The sequence below is a fragment of the uncultured Polaribacter sp. genome (assembly GCF_947497695.1).
Taxonomy (GTDB): domain Bacteria; phylum Bacteroidota; class Bacteroidia; order Flavobacteriales; family Flavobacteriaceae; genus Polaribacter.
The window spans coordinates 32,352-50,208 of sequence record NZ_CANMHM010000013.1 but is presented as its reverse complement, the minus strand read 5'-3'; the positions used below and the strand labels follow the sequence as shown (position 1 = coordinate 50,208).

Here is a 17,857-nt window from a genome sequence, read left to right as displayed (position 1 = left end):
TTAAGAAGCATATATAAGCAAAAACCCTTCAAAAATTTATTTTTAAAGGGTTTTTAATTTAGTTAAACTCTACTACTGCAAACTCGCCAAACTACTTTTAATCGTTTCAATTTTTGCAATGGTATCTGCTTCTTTTTTACGCTCTAAAGCCAATACTTTTTCTGGAGCATTAGATACAAAACGTTCGTTAGAAAGCTTTTTTGTAATTCCGAATAAAAAGCCTTCTGCTCTTTTTAGTTCTGCTTCTAACTTTTTTATTTCTGCTTCAACATCAATGTTTTCAATAGAAATCGGCACAAAATATTCATTAGATTTTACTCTAAAAGAAGCCCCTTCTACTTTTTCTGAAACATAGTTTATTGTTTCCGTATTTGTTAGTTTTTGAATAACAGCATCAAATTCTTTGGTGCTTTTATCGTTATCAATCACAAATAATTCAACGGCATCTTTAAAAGAAATGTTTTTATCTTTTCTGATGGTTCTAATTCCTGAAACGACTCCTGTTGCAAAGTCAAAATCAGTTATAATTTGAGTATCAAACTCTTTTATTACAGGATATTTTGCAATAATCAATGCTTCTTCTGGAGTTCTATCAACAATAAATTGCCAAATTTCTTCCGTTAAAAATGGCATAAAAGGGTGTAATACTTTTAAGTTATTTTCTAAAACTGTAATAATTGCATCAAACGTAGTTTTATCTATGGGTTGTTGGTATGCTGGTTTTACAATTTCTAATAACCAAGAAGAAAAATCATCATTAATTAACTTATAAATTGCCATTAAAGCATCAGACAAACGGTATTTAGAAAAATGATCTTCTATTTCTGCCAACGCTTTTTGAAACTTAGCTTCATACCAAACCAAACCTATTTTAGAAGTTTCTGGTTGTGGTAAAGTTGCATCAACTTCCCAACCTTTTATCAAACGGAAAGCGTTCCAAATTTTATTCGCAAAACCTTTTCCTTGCTGGCAAAGATCTTCATCAAACAAAATATCATTTCCTGCAGGAGCACTTAATAACAAACCAACTCTAACTCCATCTGCTCCAAATTCTTCAATTAATTTTAAAGCATCAGGAGAGTTCCCAAGAGATTTAGACATTTTACGTCTTTGTTTATCTCTAACCAAACCTGTTAAATAAACATTTTGGAAAGGCTTTTCATTTTTATATTCGTAACCAGCAACAATCATTCTTGCTACCCAGAAAAATAAAATATCTGGTCCTGTAACTAAATCGTTTGTTGGATAATAGTATTTAATTTCTTCATTTTCTGGATTTCTAATTCCGTCAAAAACAGACATTGGCCATAACCAAGAAGAAAACCAAGTATCTAAGGCATCTTCATCTTGTTTTAAGTCTTTAGTTTTTAATGTTGAATTTTTAGTTTTCTCTTTTGCAAGAATTAGTGCATCATCGATGCTTTCCGCCACTACAAAATCTTCTTTTCCATCTCCATAAAAATACGCAGGAATTTGTTGTCCCCACCAAAGTTGACGAGAAATGTTCCAATCACGCACATTTTCCATCCAATGTCTGTAAGTATTTTCGAACTTCTTTGGATATAAATTAATATCAGTATCATCACCCAAAACAGCATCAATAGCAGGTTTTGCCAAATCCGTCATTTTTAAAAACCATTGATCAGACAATCTTGGCTCAATCACTGCTTTTGTTCTTTCTGATGTACCTACTTTATTCGTATGAACTTCTGTTTTTACTAAAACACCTTTCTGTTCTAATTCTTTGGCAATTTCTTTACGAACTACAAACCTGTCTTTTCCTTGATAATGCAGTCCGAAGGAATTTAAAGAAGCATCATCATTAAAAATATCAATTACTTCTAAATTGTGTTTATCTCCTAAATTTTTATCATTTTCATCATGAGCAGGCGTTACTTTTAAACAACCTGTACCAAATTCTAAATCCACATATTCATCTTCAATAATAGGAATTACTCTATCACATAAAGGTACAATTGCTTTTTTCCCTTTTAAATGAGTAAAACGTTCATCATTTGGATTGATACAAATGGCAGTATCTCCAAAAATAGTTTCTGGACGCGTTGTTGCAATGGTTAAAGTATCAGAAGAACCTTCAATCTTATATTCTAAATAATACAAATTACCTTGTCTTTCTTCGTGAATTACTTCTTCATCAGAAAGTGTTGTTTTAGCTTCAGGGTCCCAGTTTACCATTCTGTAACCTCTATAAATTAAGCCTTTGTTATATAAATCAACAAAAACTTTAATAACAGATTCAGACATTTCATGATCCATGGTAAAAGCAGTTCTTTCCCAATCACAAGAAGCTCCTAACTTTTTTAATTGCTCTAAAATTTTCCCTCCATATTCATCTTTCCAATCAAAAGCATGTTGTAAAAATTCTTCACGGGTTAAATCGCTTTTACTAATTCCTTGCTCTTTTAATTTAGCAACCACTTTTGCTTCTGTAGCAATAGATGCATGGTCTGTACCAGGAACCCAACAAGCATTTTTACCCAACAAACGTGCACGTCTAATTAATACATCTTGAATTGTATTATTCAACATGTGCCCCATGTGTAGAACTCCTGTAACATTTGGCGGAGGAATTACAATTGTATAAGGCTCTCTTTCATCTGGTGTAGAATGAAAATAATTATTTTTCATCCAATAGTCATACCACTTACCTTCTACTTCTTTAGAATTATATTTTGATGGGATATTCATACTTTGGTATCGTTTTTGTAATATAGTTTGCGAAAATACGAAACTCTATTTTGTAGAGAAAATTAGTAGTTGATTATTTTATCATTTAAAAAAACATTAAATTTGTAATATGAAAAAAAGATATATTTTTAGTATGATATTTTTATTTTCTATTGGAATTTCTGCCCAAGAATTTCAATTTGAAAAAGAACTTATTAATTACGGTAAAATTAAGAAGGGAGAAGATGGAAACCGTATTTTTACATTTACCAATATTGGGGATGCTCCAATAATTATAAAAGATGTTAAAACCTCTTGTGACTGTGCTGTGCCAGAAAAACCAGACAGACCTATTATGCCTGGAGAAAAAACAACCTTAACAGTATCTTATGATACCTCTAAAGTTGGTGGGTTTTCTAAAGAAATCATTATTTTTTCGAATGCAAAACAACCTATAAAAAAAATTAAAATTAAAGGATATATTAGTAAATAAATTAAAAAAAAAATGAAAAGAGTATTCACCTTATTATGTATTGGATTTTTAAGTTTTTATGCCAACGCACAAGAATTTAAATTTGAAGAAGAAATTATTGATTATGGAGAAATTGAACAAGATTCTAATGGAGAAAAAACATTTGTTTTTACAAATATTGGAGACAAACCCTTAATTATTGAAAAAGCAAAATCTTCTTGTGGTTGTACCGTTCCAGAAAAACCAGAAAAACCAGTTTTACCTGGAGAAAAGGGAGAAATTAAAGTATCTTACAATACACACAGAATTGGTGTTTTTTATAAATCAATTACATTAACTTCTAATACTACAGATAAAATAAAAGTGATTAAAATTAAAGGTGTTGTTAAGAAACCTCTTTCTTTAGAAAAAGAAAATAGTTTATTAAAAGAAAAATAATTTCAAACTTATTATTTAAAACGAAAGTCGGGTTTCAATTTAAGAGCATTTCTTAAAGTTGAAATTCGATTTTTTTGTGTTATTAATAAAGTAGAATATCCTTTGAAATACAAATGTCTAGCTGAGTTTTTCGAAAGATTTTCAAAGATTCACAAAAAAATATTAAAAAAAAGTTGAGACTGATAAAATGTTTTACCATTGTAAAATATTATAAAATATATTTTTTAGGCATTGCATAATTTAAATTGATATTCTACTCTTAATGCTATAAACCATTAAAGTTTCTACAATATACTCTTTTAAATAAAATATATTACCGAAATTCGCATACAGAACCAAAAAATAAAAAATATTTATGCCAACAATATCTAAGAAAGGATTAAAAATGCCAGAATCACCAATTAGAAAACTAGTGCCTTTTGCTGAGGATGCTAAAAAAAAAGGCGTTAATGTTTTCCACTTAAATATTGGGCAACCAGATATTAAAACTCCACAAGCTGCTTTAGATGCTGTAAAAAATAATGATATTGAAACGTTGTCTTATGCACGTTCTGAAGGTTCTGAAGAATACAGAAATAAATTAGCTAATTATTACAAAAAACATAACATCCATGTAACTTTAGATAATATTGTTGTAACAACTGGTGGTTCTGAAGCCTTACTTTTTACGATTGGAAGCATCACAGATCCAGGTGATGAAATTATAATTCCTGAACCTTTTTACGCAAATTACAACGGTTTTTCTAGAGCCTCTGGAGTTAAAGTTGTACCTGTAATTTCTAAAATTGAAGATAATTTTGAATTGCCAAAAATTGAAGATTTTGAAAAATTAATTACAAAAAAAACAAAAGCAATTTTAATTTGTAATCCTGGAAACCCTACAGGGTATTTATACTCTAAAGAAGAAATTAAAAAATTGAAAGAAATTGTTTTAAAGCACGATTTATTTTTAATTGCTGATGAAGTTTATAGAGAATTTACTTACGATGGATTGAAACACACCTCTGTAATGGCTTTAGATGGTTTGGAAGAAAACTCTATTATTATAGATTCTGTTTCTAAACGTTATAGTATGTGTGGTGCAAGAATTGGTTGTATTGTTTCTAAAAATGATGCATTTATTAAAACAGCCATTAAATTTGCACAAGCAAGATTAAGTCCACCAACCTATGCTTTAATAGCAAGTGAAGCTGCTTTAGACACACCTCAACAATATTTTGATGATGTAAAAGAAGAATATGTAGTTAGAAGAAATACTTTAGTAAATGAGTTGAATAAAATTGAAGGTTTAAAAGTTGCCAACCCAAAAGGTGCTTTTTATTGTGTTGCAGAATTACCAATTAAAAATGCTGATCATTTTGCAAAATGGTTATTAACAGATTTTAATTTAAATAATGAAACTGTAATGGTGGCTCCTGCAAGTGGTTTTTATTCCACCAAAGGTGAAGGAAAAAACCAAATAAGAATGGCGTATGTTTTAAATAAAAGTGATTTAATTAAATCTGTTGAAATATTAAGTAAAGCTTTAGAGGTATATAAAACGAAACAGAATTTATAATTGATTGTTTGCAGACCAAAAACTATTACACTTTTATTTTTTTGGTTCAATCTTAATTTCAATAAAATTAAAAATGTTTGCAATAAACTCATGTTTTAAACCATTGTTTTTGAATACGTTTATGTGAATCAACTTAAAAAAGCCTATAAAATTAATAATTTTAAAAAACTCAATAATAAAAACTATAAAAAACAACTAGAATGGATAAAAAAAGAAGAGATATTTTACGAAGTTTAGCTATAGCCCCTTTATTATTAGGATCTGGTAATATTTTTTCAAATTCTTTATTAACTACTGATAAAGTTGAAACAAAATCTAAACTAAAATTTAGTGTGAATGCATTTACTTTTGATAAAATGCTTAGATCTGGCGAAATGGACTTCTATGATATGATGGAATTTGCCGCTAATTTAGGATTAGATGCAGTTGATTTAACTGGTTATTATTTTTCTACTTATCCAAACATACCAGATGATAAAACACTTTTTCAACTAAAGAAAAAAGCCTTAGAACTTGGTTTAAATATTACATGGACTGGAGTTAGAAATAACTTTATAAATCCAAACAAAACAGCTAGAACGTCTGATATTAAATTAATAGAACAATGGTTAGATGTATCTGCTAAACTTGGTGCTTCAATTATGAGAGTTTTTCCTGGTTTTAAGAAACACAAAGGCTTTACTAAAGACGAAGTTAAAGATTGGATGGTCGCTGATTTTAAAGAATGTGCAAAGTATGCAGAAAAAACAGGTGTTCTTTTAGGCATGCAACATCACAATGAATTTTTGTATAAAGCAGATGAAGTTCTTGATATCTTAAAAAGAGTAGACTCAGAATGGTTTGGTTTAATTTTAGATGTTGGTAGCTTAAGACAAGGCAATCCTTATAAAGAAATTAAAAAATTAGCACCTTATGCAAATTACTGGTTTTTGAAAGAATTAGTCTATGTAAATGGTATTCCTGAACAAGTAAATATGAAAAAAATAGCAACAATTTTAAAGAAAACGAACTATAGAGGTTATGTTTCTTTTGAAAGCTTAACAGAAGGAGATCCTAAAGAAATTGTTACTCGTATGTTTCATGATTTTAATAATGCCTATAATTAATGTTAAAATACATCAAACTATAGTTATAATTTAAGCTTCCTGTAGTCTTTTACAACTCTTACCTTGTAATTTGAAACCTAATTAAATATTTTGATATTAAAAATGCTCAAAATTATTCAGAAAAAATGAACATCCAACAAAATATTTCTTTAAAAAACTATAATACATTTGGCATATCTGTAAATGCAAAACGTTTTATTTCTGTAGATTCTGTATATCAATTGCAACAACTTTTAAAAATTGAAAAAGATATTTTTTTAATTTCTGGAGGAAGTAATATGTTACTAACTAAAGATATTGAAAAATTGGTAGTTCATATTAGTATTAAAGGTATTTCTATTGATAGAGAAAATGAAAATGATGTTTTTTTAACTATAAATGCAGGAGAGGATTGGCACGAATTTGTGTTGTGGTGTATTGCAAATAATTATGGTGGAATTGAAAATTTATCCTTAATTCCTGGCAATGTTGGTACTTGTCCAATTCAGAATATTGGTGCTTATGGAGTTGAGGTAAAAGATACCATCACAAAAGTAGAAGCTTTGGCAATTGAAACAGGTAAATTAGTCACTTTTTCTAATGATGATTGTGATTTTGGGTATCGAAATTCAATTTTTAAAAAGGAACAAAAAGGGAAATATATTATCACTTCCGTTAGTTTTAAACTGACAAAAAAAAATCATCTATTAAACGCTTCTTATGGTGCAATTGAAACTGAATTAGCATCAAAAAACATACAAAAACCTACTTTAAAAAACATTTCTGATGCTGTAATCGCTATCAGAAAATCAAAACTTCCTGATCCAAAAGAAATTGGGAATAGTGGTAGTTTTTTTAAAAACCCTATAATTGCTACAACGCAGTTTTTAGCACTTCAAAATAAATATCCAAACATACCAAGTTATACCGTTTCTGAAACTGAAACCAAAGTGCCTGCAGGTTGGTTAATAGAACAAGCTGGTTTTAAAGGCAAACGTTTTGGCAATTATGGTGTGCATGAAAAACAAGCTTTGGTTTTGGTAAATTATGGTGGTGCTTCTGGAAACGAGATTTATCAGCTTGCTGAAAAAATTAAAGCAACTATTTTAGCAAAATTTGGTATTTCATTAGAAATTGAAGTGAATGTGATTTCATAAAAAAGCATTGTTAATATTTTAAACAATACTTTGAGTTAAATTATTATTTATTTTATTCCTTTTTTAAAGTTTTAATATCTGCAATTAATTGCATGATTGAACTTTTATTTAAACAATTGTAAATAACTCTTATATCTTTATTTGTAGTAATTTTATATATCCAATTTGATAATTTAGAGTTTCCTTTAAATTTAGAAATCGATTTAAAAACCTCTAAAAACTTCTTGTTCTACATCTTCTGCATCTTCTTTATTTGGAATAAAAGAAATAAAAGTACCAAATGCTTTCTGCTGATAGGCATCTAAAAGTTAGCTAAATGCAGATTGTTTACCTGCTTTAAATTGTTCTATAAAAAGTTTTTCGTCCAATATTTTTATTCAAAAAAGTAAACGTACAAAAAAAGACTGCTTATTAAAACAGTCTTTTTAAATATATGTAATTATAATTTTATTTTGTCATTGTTACAATTCTTTGTGGTAAAGGAGCTTCATAACCTGCATTACCAAGTGCTTGAACAATTTCTTGTCTGGTATCCCAATAAACATCCCAATAGTTTTCACAATTTACGTATGGTAAAGCTAATAACTCAACACTATTTTGACCTAAATTATTGACAGCAACTCTAGGTGCACCTGCTCCTTCTTGTAAAACATTTTTATCATTTTTAAGAACATCCATAACAATTTGTTTCGCTTTTGCAATATCAGAACCATATCTAATTGCAAAAGGCATATCAATACGTAAATTTCCTATTTTAGTTAGATTTGTAATTTTATTAGAAGTAATTGCAGAATTGGGAATAATTTCAGTTTCATTTTGAAACGTTTCTATGACTGTAACAAAAACAGAAATTTCTTTTACAAAACCAAAAGCACCATTTGTTTTAATTAAATCTCCTACTTTAAAAGGTTTAAATATAAGTAACATTACACCAGAAGCAATGTGTCCTAAAGAGCCATTAAATGCAGCACCAATTGCTAAACCTACACCTGCTAATAAAGCTGCAAAAGAAGCCATTGGCAAACCAACAATACCTGCAATAGAAATAATTAATAATATTTTTAAAATAAAACCAATAGTTGTTAATAAAAAAGGTTTTAAGGTATCATCTAATTTAGCTTTATCAAACATTTTAGAAACACCTTTCATTATCATTCTAATAATCCAAAGACCAATTATTAATGCAGCAATAGCTCCTATTAATTGCAATCCCCAATCACCTAAACCTGCTGTAATTGAATTGTAAAAACTTTTTAAAGATTCTGTAGTTGTTTCCATATTATAATATTTTTAAATTATCTATTTTAATTAGACACTGCAAATTAAAAAAGTCACAAAATAAAATATTTATTATAGTTTTTTTTAAGTAAAATTAAGAATGTGTATCTTTGTATTATAAATACTTTTTATGAAATTATTATTTCTTACTTTAGGTTTATTAGCGCTTGCTTTTGCAGGTATTGCTATTAAAATTTGGGCAAAAAAAGATGGTAAATTTGCAGGTACTTGTGCAAGCCAAAATCCAATGCTGAATGAAACAGGTGAATCTTGTGGATTTTGTGGTAAAACTCCAGATCAGTTTGATTCTTGTGCAGAACCTGAACATAAATAATTCTTTTTTTCTAAATGATTTTATCTGTACTCCTCTACTCTTTTGTAGTTTTTACTTCAATACAGATTATATATTACCTTGTATTTTCTTCATTTTTGTTTGATGATAAAAAAGATAAAAAAAAGCATTTACAAATTCCTATTTCTGTGATTGTTTGTGCTAAAAATGAAGCCAAAAACCTTAAAGAATTTTTACCTTCTATTTTAAATCAAAAATATACAAATTTTGAAGTAGTTTTAATAAACGACGCCTCATCTGATGCAACTTTAGAAGTGATGGAAGCTTTTGCTGAATCACATAAAAACATTAAAATTGTTGATGTTAAAAACGTTGAAGTTTTTTGGGGAAATAAAAAATACGCACTCACTTTAGGCATAAAAGCTGCCAAAAATGATCATTTATTGTTTACTGATGCAGATTGTAAACCTGTTTCTAAACATTGGATTTATGAAATGAGTCAAAATTTCAATACAAATAAAACAATTGTTTTAGGATATGGAAAATATAAAAAGCAAAAATCACTTGTAAATTTATTGGTTCGTTTTGAAACGCTTTTAACTGCCATTCAATATTTTAGTTATGCTAAAATGGGTACTCCTTATATGGGAGTTGGCAGAAATTTAGCCTATCATAGAGCTAATTTTTTTAGAGTGAATGGCTTTATCAATCACATGCACATTAAATCTGGTGATGATGATTTGTTTATTCAAGATGCTGCAAACAAAGAAAATACAACCATCTCTTTATCAAATCATAGTTTTACAAAATCGATTCCTCCAAAAAGTTTTACAGCATGGTTTCGTCAAAAAAGAAGACATATTTCAACAGCAAATCATTATAAGTTTAAGCACAAGTTTTTTTTAGCTTTCTTTTTTATCTCTAAATTGTTTTTTTATCTTTTAGCAACTATTTTGTTTTTCTTATATCCTTGGGAAATTATTTTACCGATAGTTTTAACCTATTATTTAGTTCAATTTATTGTAGTTGGTGCATCAGCAAAAAAATTAAAAGAACCCATAATTGGGTATTTAGTGCCATTTTTAGAAATAGGTCTCTTACTATTTCATGTATCAATATTTATTACTAATTTGTCGTCAAAACCAACGCATTGGAAATAAGCGACAACAAACTTCAGGTAAATATTGCTAAAGCAAAAAACGGAAATCAAGCTGCCTTTCGTTTTCTTTTAGATACTTTTTGGTCTGATGTTTATTTGTTTCAATTAAAACGTACAAAAAGTGAAAATGATGCAGAAGATATTGCTATGCAAACGTTTTCTAAAGCTTTTGATAAAATTGAAACTTACAACGATAGTTATGTTTTTAAAACTTGGTTAATTACCATTTCTAAAAACATACACATCGATTTATTACGTAAAAAAAATATTTCTATTGCTACAGATACCTCTAAAGAGCAAGAAGAAAAAGCTTATTTAGTTGTAGATGAAAACCCTACTCCAGAAGATAAAATTATTACGGAACAAAATTTAGCAAAATTGTTAAGAGACATTAAACAATTAAAACCTAAATATCAAGAGGTAATACAATTACGTTATTTTCAAGAACTGAGCTACAAAGAAATTGCTACCCAAATTAACGAACCAATGAGCAATGTAAAAGTTAAATTATTACGTGCAAAAAAGTTGTTGGCTGCTATAATTAAGAAATCTTAATTATGAAAAAATCATTCTTACAATCTTTAGGTCCAGGTTTACTATTTGCAGGTGCAGCAATTGGGGTTTCTCATTTGGTACAATCTACAAGAGCAGGTGCAGAATTTGGCTTTGGGTTAATTTGGGCATTGTTATTAGTTCATTTGTTTAAATACCCTTTTTTTCAGTTTGGCCCTCGTTATGCAGCTGCAACAGGAGAAACCTTATTAGATGGCTATAGAAAATTGGGTAAAGGAGTTTTATTAGCTTATTACCTGCTTAATTTTGCAACCATGTTTACCATACAAGCTGCTGTAACTATAGTAACTGCTGGTTTAGCCTCTCAATTATTTGGTTTTACAAACGATTTGGTTTTATGGTCTACCCTATTAATGTTTATTTCACTATTATTTTTAGTGGTTGGTAAGTATCAGTTGTTAGATAATTTAATGAAATACATTATTGTTATCTTAACAATTAGTACAATTATTGCAGTATCTATTGCTTTATTTAGTACAAAAGAAGCTTTTGATGTTACACAGATTATTCCTTCTGGTACTGTAGAACTTACTTTTTTAATCGCCTTTTTAGGTTGGATGCCTGCTCCTTTAGATGTTTCTATTTGGCATTCTATTTGGTCTGTAGAAAAAGATAAAACCACAGTAATTAAAACAAAAAGAAAAGATGCTATTTTCGATTTTAATGTTGGGTATATCAGTACACTTTTTTTTGGTATTTGTTTTTTACTTTTAGGTGCTTTGGTAATGTACAAATCTGGAGAGTCGTTTTCTAATAAGGGAAGTGTTTTTGCCGCTCAATTAATTAAATTATACACAAAAAATTTAGGCGAATTTTCTCATATCATTATCGCTATTGCTGCATTTACAACCATGTTTAGTACTACCATTACAACCATGGACGCTTCTCCTAGAGCCATGAATAGAACCTCTAAACTATTATTTAATAAAAAGCTAAAATATGGCTATTGGTTTTGGATTATTTTTTTATTTACAGGTACATTTTTAATCTTAAAATACTTTATGGATAATATGGGCTTACTTGTTAAAATAGCAACCATTTTATCATTTTTAACAGCTCCTTTTTATGCAATTTTAAATTATAAATTAATTACAGGGAAACATACTCCTGAAGAACACAGGCCTAAAACTTATTTAAAAATCTTAAGTATAGTTGGAATTGTGTTTTTAATAAGTTTTAGTATTTGGTTTTTAACGAATATTTAAAACTTTCCTTTGTATCTTTGTATTTTCAAATTCGATAGAAAATGGCAACAGCATCTGTAATACTTCCTGAAAGACCAAAAAAACCAAAATGGCTACGTGTAAAATTACCTGTTGGTAAAAAATACACCGAATTAAGAAGCTTGGTTGATAAATACAAACTAAACACCATTTGTACCAGTGGAAGCTGTCCAAATATGGGCGAATGTTGGGGAGAAGGTACTGCAACCTTTATGATTCTTGGAAATATATGTACACGTTCTTGTGGTTTTTGTGGTGTAAAAACGGGTAGACCAGAAACTGTTGAATGGGATGAACCTGAAAAAGTGGCACGTTCTATTAAATTGATGAGCATAAAGCATGCAGTGATTACTTCAGTTGATAGAGACGATTTAAAAGATGGAGGCTCTATTATTTGGGCAGAAACTGTAGATGCAATTCGTAGAGCAAACCCAAACACAACTTTAGAGACTTTAATTCCTGATTTTCAAGGAAACACAAAACAAATTGATCGTATAATTGAAGTAGCTCCTGAAGTGGTTTCTCACAATATGGAAACGGTTAGAAGATTAACGCGTGAAGTTAGAATACAAGCAAAATACGATAGAAGTTTAGGGGTTTTAAAATACTTAAAAGAAAACGGAATGCGAACTAAAACAGGTTTAATGTTAGGTTTGGGTGAAACAGAAGAAGAAGTAATACAAACCATGAAAGACTTGCGTGCTGTAAATTGTGATATTATTACCATCGGACAATATTTACAGCCAACAAAAATGCATTTACCTGTAAAAGAGTTTATCACACCAGATCAGTTTAAAAAATACGAAACTCTAGGTTTAGAAATGGGCTTTATGTTTGTAGAAAGTGGTGCTTTAGTACGATCTTCTTACAAAGCACATAAACATGCTGTTTAATTGCTAAGAAATTATATTTTGTAAAAGCTTCACAAATTTGTGAAGCTTTTTTTATAATGTATACCTTTTACAAATATTTTACGACTAACATTTATACTATAAGATTCAAAAAAATCACTTACATATTATTAAACAAAAAAATCAACAACTAAAAAAATGAATAAAACCTCAATTCAGGTGTGTATCTATATTATTTTTTACTTTGTTTTATTAGGATGCAACAACAATCAAAAAAACAATAATTTTGAGCTCAAACAAGGAGATTTACTCTTTCAAAATACAGGAACAGGTATAATAGATAATGCCATTAAAGATGTAACAGCAACCTCAGTTTCTAAAAACTATTCTCATGTTGGTATGGCAATGCAAGAAGATGGAAAATGGTTTGTTTTAGAGGCGATACCAAAAAATGGAGTTTGCCAAACACCTTTAAATAAGTTTTTAAACAGAAATAAAAATAAATTTAACAAATCTAAAACCACAGTTGCAAGACTTGATGCTTATTACCAACCTTATATTTCTAAAGCAATAGCTTATGGTATAAAAAGAATAAACACACCTTATGATGCTATTTTTCTATGGGATGATAATTCTTACTATTGCTCAGAGTTAGTTTATAAAATGTTTTCTTATCAAGATTTACCTTCAGATGCTCTTCCTTTTCTAACACATCCAATGACATTTAATGATAATAAAGGAAAACCAATGTCTAGTTGGGTAAACTATTATAAAGCACTTAATCATCTAATTCCTGAAGGAATTGAAGGTACAAACCCTAATTTAATGGCAAGTAGCCCTAATATTAAATTTGTACATGATTATGAACGTTAATTATTTTTAAAACTACATTGTGTACATAAACAAAAAAAGCATCCATTTCAAAATAAGAATTGGATGCTTTTTTAATATATAAAACTTTAATTTTACTTATTCAAGTACATTTTACGTCTAGAATATAAATCGTAAAACTCATCATCTTTTAAACTATCAATAAACAAGATACTTTCTCCTGTAGATTTCATTTCTGGTCCTAGTTTTTTATCAACATTAGGAAACTTGTTAAAAGAAAAAACAGGTTGCTTAATGGCAAAACCATTTAATTTTGGGTTAAAATCAAAATCGGTTACTTTATTATGACCTAACATTACTTTTGTAGCGTAATTTACATACGGCTCTTGGTATGCTTTTGCAATAAAAGGTACTGTTCTAGAAGCTCTTGGGTTAGCCTCAATGATATACACAATATCATCTTTTACAGCAAACTGAACATTGATTAAACCAACCGTTTTTAATTCTCTAGCAATAGTATGTGTATGATCTTTAATTTGTTGTAAAACAAATTCACCTAAATTAAAGGCTGGTAATGTTGCATTAGAATCTCCAGAATGAATTCCACAAGGCTCAATATGTTCCATAATACCTATAATGTAGACATTTCCATCAGCATCACAAATTGCATCTGCTTCTGCTTCTATGGCTCCATCTAAATAATGATCTAACAATAATTTATTACCAGGCATTCTACCTAATAAATCAACTACATGTTTTACCAATTCTTCCTTATTGATAACAATTTTCATCCCTTGTCCCCCTAAAACATAAGAAGGTCTTACTAAGATTGGAAAATTTAATTGATCTGCCAAAGCCAAAGCTTCATCCGCAGTTTCTGCGATACCAAATTCTGGATAAGGAATGTTATTTTTCTTTAACAACTCAGAGAAAAGACCTCTATCTTCTGCTAAATCTAAGGCTTCAAAAGAAGTACCAATAATCTTAATTCCGTATTTTGTTAACTTTTCTGCTAACTTTAAAGCAGTTTGTCCACCTAATTGTACAATAACACCTTCTGGTTTTTCATGACGAATAATGTCATAAATATGTTCCCAAAAAACAGGCTCAAAGTATAATTTATCAGCTGTATCAAAATCTGTAGAAACTGTTTCTGGGTTACAGTTAATCATAATCGTTTCATAACCACATTCTGCAGCTGCTAAAACACCATGCACACAACAATAATCAAATTCAATTCCTTGTCCGATTCTGTTTGGTCCAGAACCTAAAACAATTATTTTCTTTTTATCAGTTACAATACTTTCGTTTGCAATGGTAATTTCACCTTCTGGAGTTTCAATTTCATTTTCGAAAGTAGAATAATAATAAGGAGTTTTTGCTTTAAATTCTGCGGCACAAGTATCTACTAATTTAAAAACACGTTGTACCTTAAATTCCTCTCTTTTAGCATATACTTGACTTTCTAAACAACCCAACATGTGTGCTATTTGTCTGTCTCCATATCCTTTTTGCTTAGCTTCTAGTAATAAATCTCTTCCTAAAGTATCAATTGTATAGGTAGAAATTTCTTTTTGCAATTGAAACAACTCTTCATATTGCTTTAAATACCACATATCAATTTTTGTGATATCATAAATTTTACTCAAAGGAATTCCCATTGCAATAGCATCATAAATTGCAAAGACACGATCCCAACTTGCATTGGTTAATTTTTCTATAATTTGATCGTAATCTGTATATCCTTTTCCATCAGCACCTAAACCATTTCTTTTAATTTCTAAAGATTGTGTTGCTTTATGCAATGCTTCTTGAAAACAACGCCCAATTCCCATTACCTCTCCAACAGCTTTCATTTGTAGGCCTAAAGTTCTATCAGATCCTTCAAATTTATCAAAATTCCAACGTGGTATTTTTACAATAACATAATCTAATGTTGGCTCAAATAAAGCAGATGTAGATTTTGTAATTCCGTTTTCTAATTCATCTAAAGTATACCCAATAGCTAATTTTGTAGCTACTTTTGCAATAGGATATCCAGTTGCTTTACTCGCTAAAGCGGATGAACGAGAAACACGTGGATTGATTTCAATGGCAATAATTTCTTCTTTTTCGTCTGGTGAAACTGCAAATTGTACGTTACATCCACCTTCAAAATCTCCAATAGAACGCATCATGTGAATTGCCATATCACGCATTTTCTGAAAAGTTGTATCAGAAAGTGTCATTGCTGGGGCAACTGTAATAGAATCTCCAGTATGAATTCCCATAGGATCCATATTTTCAATAGAACAAATAATTACAACATTATCGTTTTTATCACGTAATAATTCTAGTTCATATTCTTTCCATCCCATCATAGCTTTATCAATCATCACCTCATGTATTGGTGATGCTTCTAAGCCTCTACTTAATAATTCGTCAAAATCTTTTGATTCATAAACAATAGATGCTCCTGCTCCACCTAAAGTGTAAGAAGAACGAATTACTAGGGGAAAACCAAATTCTTGAGCAATTTCTTTACCTTTTAAGAATGAAGTTGCTGTTGCTTGAGGCGCCATTGGCACATCAATTTTTAACATTAACTCTCTAAACTGCTCTCTATCTTCTGTTACATTAATAGCATCTATATCTACACCAATTAGCTTTACATCAAAATCTTTCCAAATACCTTTATCATCTGCCTCAATACAAAGGTTTAATGCAGTTTGCCCACCCATTGTTGGCAAAACAGCATCAATTTGAGGATGCTCTTTTAAAATTTGAATGATAGACTTAGTGGTTAATGGCAACAAATAAATATGATCTGCCATAGAAGGATCTGTCATTATTGTTGCTGGGTTAGAGTTAATTAGAATTGTTTCTATCCCATCTTCTCTTAATGAACGTAATGATTGTGAACCAGAATAGTCAAATTCACATGCTTGTCCAATAACAATTGGTCCAGATCCGATAATTAAAATTGATTTGAGGTCTTTTCTTTTTGGCATTGTAAGTTGTTGTATTATTATGTTTTACAAAAATAGTTAGTGGTTGGATATAAAAAAAGGTGTTACTTAAAAAAAGTAACACCTAATATATTAACAATTGTTAATCATTTTTATTTTTTATGTCTAGTTTCAGTTGAAACAGAAATTTTCTTTCTTCCTTTAGCTCTTCTACGAGCTAATACTTTTCTACCATTAGCAGAAGCCATTCTCTCCATGAAACCATGTTTGTTTCTTCTCTTTCTTTTTGACGGTTGGTAAGTTCTTTTTGGCATTATCTGTATTTTTAAATGTCTTCTGTTATTATTTTTTTCGCATAACGATTTACCTCGTTAAAAGCGTGTGCAAATATACAACTGTTTTTATTTATGACAAATACTATTTTAAAAAAAAATGAAAATATTTTTTTTTGTAAAAAAACTCTTATAAATATGCATTGTAAGATAACTGAATAACTTCTCTTTTGAACTCTTTAAAATTAATTTTAGCATTTAAAGGATCAAAGATCATTTCGTGAAATGGCTTTTCTTTAAAATTTTTAACCACAAACAAACAATATTTAGCTTTTAATTTGTTTGCTGTATGGTATTCTTTTTCTGTTAGTAGAATATTACCTTTTTTTTCATTGATCCCTTTTACTTCAATACAATAATAACTGTCTTTATTAAAAAGTTTGTAATCAAAACCACAAGCCATATTTGTGGTATCTTTTAATGAGTAAGAATTAAAATAGTTTATTTTCGAATAATTAAATTTAAAATATTCTTCTGCTGCTATTCCTGTCATTAACCTTTTTGCTAGTTTTTCTGAAAAATCTTCTTTTAATTCATTTTTAATAAAACGTTCAATTTCATAATTTTTAAAAAGAAAAGATTTTACTAATTCAGAAAAATCATAAAAATCTAAAGAACTAAACTCATTATAAATTGCCTTACAGTAATCTCTAAATTCTCTTTTGTGCCAACCTTTTCTATTATTCGGGAAATATGGATCAAATTCATCTCTATAGTTTTTAATTGATGCAGGTTTGCTTCCAATAGAAAGCCCTAAAACATTAAAAGCTTCTTGAAAACTTTTAAAACCAAATTCTTTTAGAGCTTCATCATTAAATTTTGACAAATACAAACCCAGTAAAATAGCTTTATTTCTTTGGTTCATTTGTTTGTTTTAAAATTTAAAATTAATGATTCACAAATATAGTTTTTTATATAAATAAGTTTATAAAAAAAATAGTTTTAAGCGTTAAAAAAAAACTCAAATGTTTT

At 29.0% G+C, this 17,857-nt stretch carries 16 protein-coding genes; 11 read left to right on the top strand and 5 right to left on the bottom strand.

The genetic code is table 11. The features are described from left to right. Nucleotides 1-72: 72 nt before the first annotated feature. Complete coding sequence (locus Q0731_RS11440) at nt 73-2,709, bottom strand: valine--tRNA ligase (RefSeq protein WP_299064187.1); 2,637 nt, start codon at nt 2,707-2,709, stop codon at nt 73-75. Between the two features lie 109 nt (nt 2,710-2,818). Between Q0731_RS11440 and Q0731_RS11435 the strand changes: the two genes are divergently transcribed. The 5 genes from Q0731_RS11435 to murB all read left to right on the top strand — a co-directional run bounded on the left by Q0731_RS11435 (nt 2,819) and on the right by murB (nt 7,398). Beyond that, nucleotides 2,819-3,181: a DUF1573 domain-containing protein gene (locus tag Q0731_RS11435; RefSeq protein WP_299064185.1), complete on the top strand. Its 363-nt coding sequence runs from the start codon at nt 2,819-2,821 to the stop codon at nt 3,179-3,181. A 12-nt stretch (nt 3,182-3,193) separates the two neighbouring features. Continuing rightward, nucleotides 3,194-3,598: a DUF1573 domain-containing protein gene (locus Q0731_RS11430; protein ID WP_299064183.1), complete on the top strand. Its 405-nt coding sequence runs from the start codon at nt 3,194-3,196 to the stop codon at nt 3,596-3,598. A 355-nt stretch (nt 3,599-3,953) separates the two neighbouring features. After that, complete coding sequence (locus tag Q0731_RS11425; protein WP_299064181.1) at nt 3,954-5,156, top strand: pyridoxal phosphate-dependent aminotransferase; 1,203 nt, start codon at nt 3,954-3,956, stop codon at nt 5,154-5,156. Between the two features lie 200 nt (nt 5,157-5,356). Next, nucleotides 5,357-6,262 (top strand): sugar phosphate isomerase/epimerase family protein, encoded by a 906-nt coding sequence (locus Q0731_RS11420; protein ID WP_299064179.1) that lies wholly within the window; start codon nt 5,357-5,359, stop codon nt 6,260-6,262. 95 nt (nt 6,263-6,357) lie between these two features. Then, entirely contained in the window at nt 6,358-7,398 is a 1,041-nt protein-coding gene (murB, locus tag Q0731_RS11415) for a UDP-N-acetylmuramate dehydrogenase (protein WP_299064212.1), read from the top strand. A gap of 447 nt (nt 7,399-7,845) precedes the next feature. Here murB and Q0731_RS11410 read toward each other — a convergent pair whose 3' ends face one another. Beyond that, complete coding sequence (locus Q0731_RS11410; RefSeq protein ID WP_299064177.1) at nt 7,846-8,676, bottom strand: mechanosensitive ion channel family protein; 831 nt, start codon at nt 8,674-8,676, stop codon at nt 7,846-7,848. A 130-nt stretch (nt 8,677-8,806) separates the two neighbouring features. On the opposite strand from Q0731_RS11410, the gene Q0731_RS11405 reads away from it, so the two are divergent. The 6 genes from Q0731_RS11405 (at nt 8,807) to Q0731_RS11380 (ending at nt 13,647) form a co-directional block, all read left to right on the top strand. Continuing rightward, nucleotides 8,807-9,010, top strand: coding sequence for a membrane or secreted protein (locus tag Q0731_RS11405; RefSeq protein WP_299064174.1), 204 nt, complete (start codon nt 8,807-8,809; stop codon nt 9,008-9,010). Nucleotides 9,011-9,024: 14 nt separating this feature from the next. Next, entirely contained in the window at nt 9,025-10,128 is a 1,104-nt protein-coding gene (locus tag Q0731_RS11400; RefSeq protein ID WP_299064172.1) for a glycosyltransferase, read from the top strand. Next, nucleotides 10,119-10,682: a sigma-70 family RNA polymerase sigma factor gene (locus Q0731_RS11395; RefSeq protein WP_299064170.1), complete on the top strand. Its 564-nt coding sequence runs from the start codon at nt 10,119-10,121 to the stop codon at nt 10,680-10,682. Before Q0731_RS11400 ends, Q0731_RS11395 begins: the two co-directional genes overlap by 10 nt. Nucleotides 10,683-10,684: 2 nt before the next feature. Next, a complete protein-coding gene (locus Q0731_RS11390) occupies nt 10,685-11,905 on the top strand; it encodes an Nramp family divalent metal transporter (protein WP_299064169.1) in 1,221 nt (406 codons plus the stop codon). A 41-nt stretch (nt 11,906-11,946) separates the two neighbouring features. Continuing rightward, nucleotides 11,947-12,816, top strand: coding sequence for a lipoyl synthase (lipA, locus tag Q0731_RS11385; protein ID WP_299064168.1), 870 nt, complete (start codon nt 11,947-11,949; stop codon nt 12,814-12,816). A gap of 156 nt (nt 12,817-12,972) precedes the next feature. After that, nucleotides 12,973-13,647 carry a YiiX/YebB-like N1pC/P60 family cysteine hydrolase gene (locus tag Q0731_RS11380; protein ID WP_299064166.1) on the top strand — a complete coding sequence of 225 codons (675 nt, stop codon included), beginning with the start codon at nt 12,973-12,975 and terminating at the stop codon, nt 13,645-13,647. A gap of 92 nt (nt 13,648-13,739) precedes the next feature. Here the strand turns inward: Q0731_RS11380 and carB are convergent, their stop codons facing one another. The 3 genes from carB to Q0731_RS11365 all read right to left on the bottom strand — a co-directional run bounded on the left by carB (nt 13,740) and on the right by Q0731_RS11365 (nt 17,750). Next, nucleotides 13,740-16,595 (bottom strand): carbamoyl-phosphate synthase large subunit, encoded by a 2,856-nt coding sequence (gene carB / locus Q0731_RS11375; RefSeq protein ID WP_299064164.1) that lies wholly within the window; start codon nt 16,593-16,595, stop codon nt 13,740-13,742. A 110-nt stretch (nt 16,596-16,705) separates the two neighbouring features. Then, the gene (rpmH, locus tag Q0731_RS11370; RefSeq protein ID WP_036820926.1) at nt 16,706-16,867 is read right to left on the bottom strand and encodes a 50S ribosomal protein L34; all 162 of its coding nucleotides are present in this window, start codon (nt 16,865-16,867) and stop codon (nt 16,706-16,708) included. A 148-nt stretch (nt 16,868-17,015) separates the two neighbouring features. Beyond that, a complete protein-coding gene (locus tag Q0731_RS11365) occupies nt 17,016-17,750 on the bottom strand; it encodes a DUF3883 domain-containing protein (RefSeq protein ID WP_299064154.1) in 735 nt (244 codons plus the stop codon). Nucleotides 17,751-17,857 lie beyond the last annotated feature (107 nt).

Excerpts from the sequence above, each read along its gene's own strand:
- Q0731_RS11435 (WP_299064185.1), top strand. The coding sequence starts at position 2,819 with ATGAAAAAAAGATATATTTTTAGTATGATATTTTTATTTTCTATTGGA.
- Q0731_RS11390 (WP_299064169.1), top strand. The coding sequence starts at position 10,685 with ATGAAAAAATCATTCTTACAATCTTTAGGTCCAGGTTTACTATTTGCA.
- Q0731_RS11405 (WP_299064174.1), top strand. The coding sequence starts at position 8,807 with ATGAAATTATTATTTCTTACTTTAGGTTTATTAGCGCTTGCTTTTGCA.
- rpmH (WP_036820926.1), bottom strand. The coding sequence starts at position 16,867 with ATGCCAAAAAGAACTTACCAACCGTCAAAAAGAAAGAGAAGAAACAAA.
- carB (WP_299064164.1), bottom strand. The coding sequence starts at position 16,595 with ATGCCAAAAAGAAAAGACCTCAAATCAATTTTAATTATCGGATCTGGA.
- Q0731_RS11380 (WP_299064166.1), top strand. The coding sequence starts at position 12,973 with ATGAATAAAACCTCAATTCAGGTGTGTATCTATATTATTTTTTACTTT.
- Q0731_RS11440 (WP_299064187.1), bottom strand. The coding sequence starts at position 2,709 with ATGAATATCCCATCAAAATATAATTCTAAAGAAGTAGAAGGTAAGTGG.
- Q0731_RS11425 (WP_299064181.1), top strand. The coding sequence starts at position 3,954 with ATGCCAACAATATCTAAGAAAGGATTAAAAATGCCAGAATCACCAATT.
- Q0731_RS11410 (WP_299064177.1), bottom strand. The coding sequence starts at position 8,676 with ATGGAAACAACTACAGAATCTTTAAAAAGTTTTTACAATTCAATTACA.
- Q0731_RS11420 (WP_299064179.1), top strand. The coding sequence starts at position 5,357 with ATGGATAAAAAAAGAAGAGATATTTTACGAAGTTTAGCTATAGCCCCT.
- Q0731_RS11430 (WP_299064183.1), top strand. The coding sequence starts at position 3,194 with ATGAAAAGAGTATTCACCTTATTATGTATTGGATTTTTAAGTTTTTAT.
- Q0731_RS11400 (WP_299064172.1), top strand. The coding sequence starts at position 9,025 with ATGATTTTATCTGTACTCCTCTACTCTTTTGTAGTTTTTACTTCAATA.
- Q0731_RS11365 (WP_299064154.1), bottom strand. The coding sequence starts at position 17,750 with ATGAACCAAAGAAATAAAGCTATTTTACTGGGTTTGTATTTGTCAAAA.
- lipA (WP_299064168.1), top strand. The coding sequence starts at position 11,947 with ATGGCAACAGCATCTGTAATACTTCCTGAAAGACCAAAAAAACCAAAA.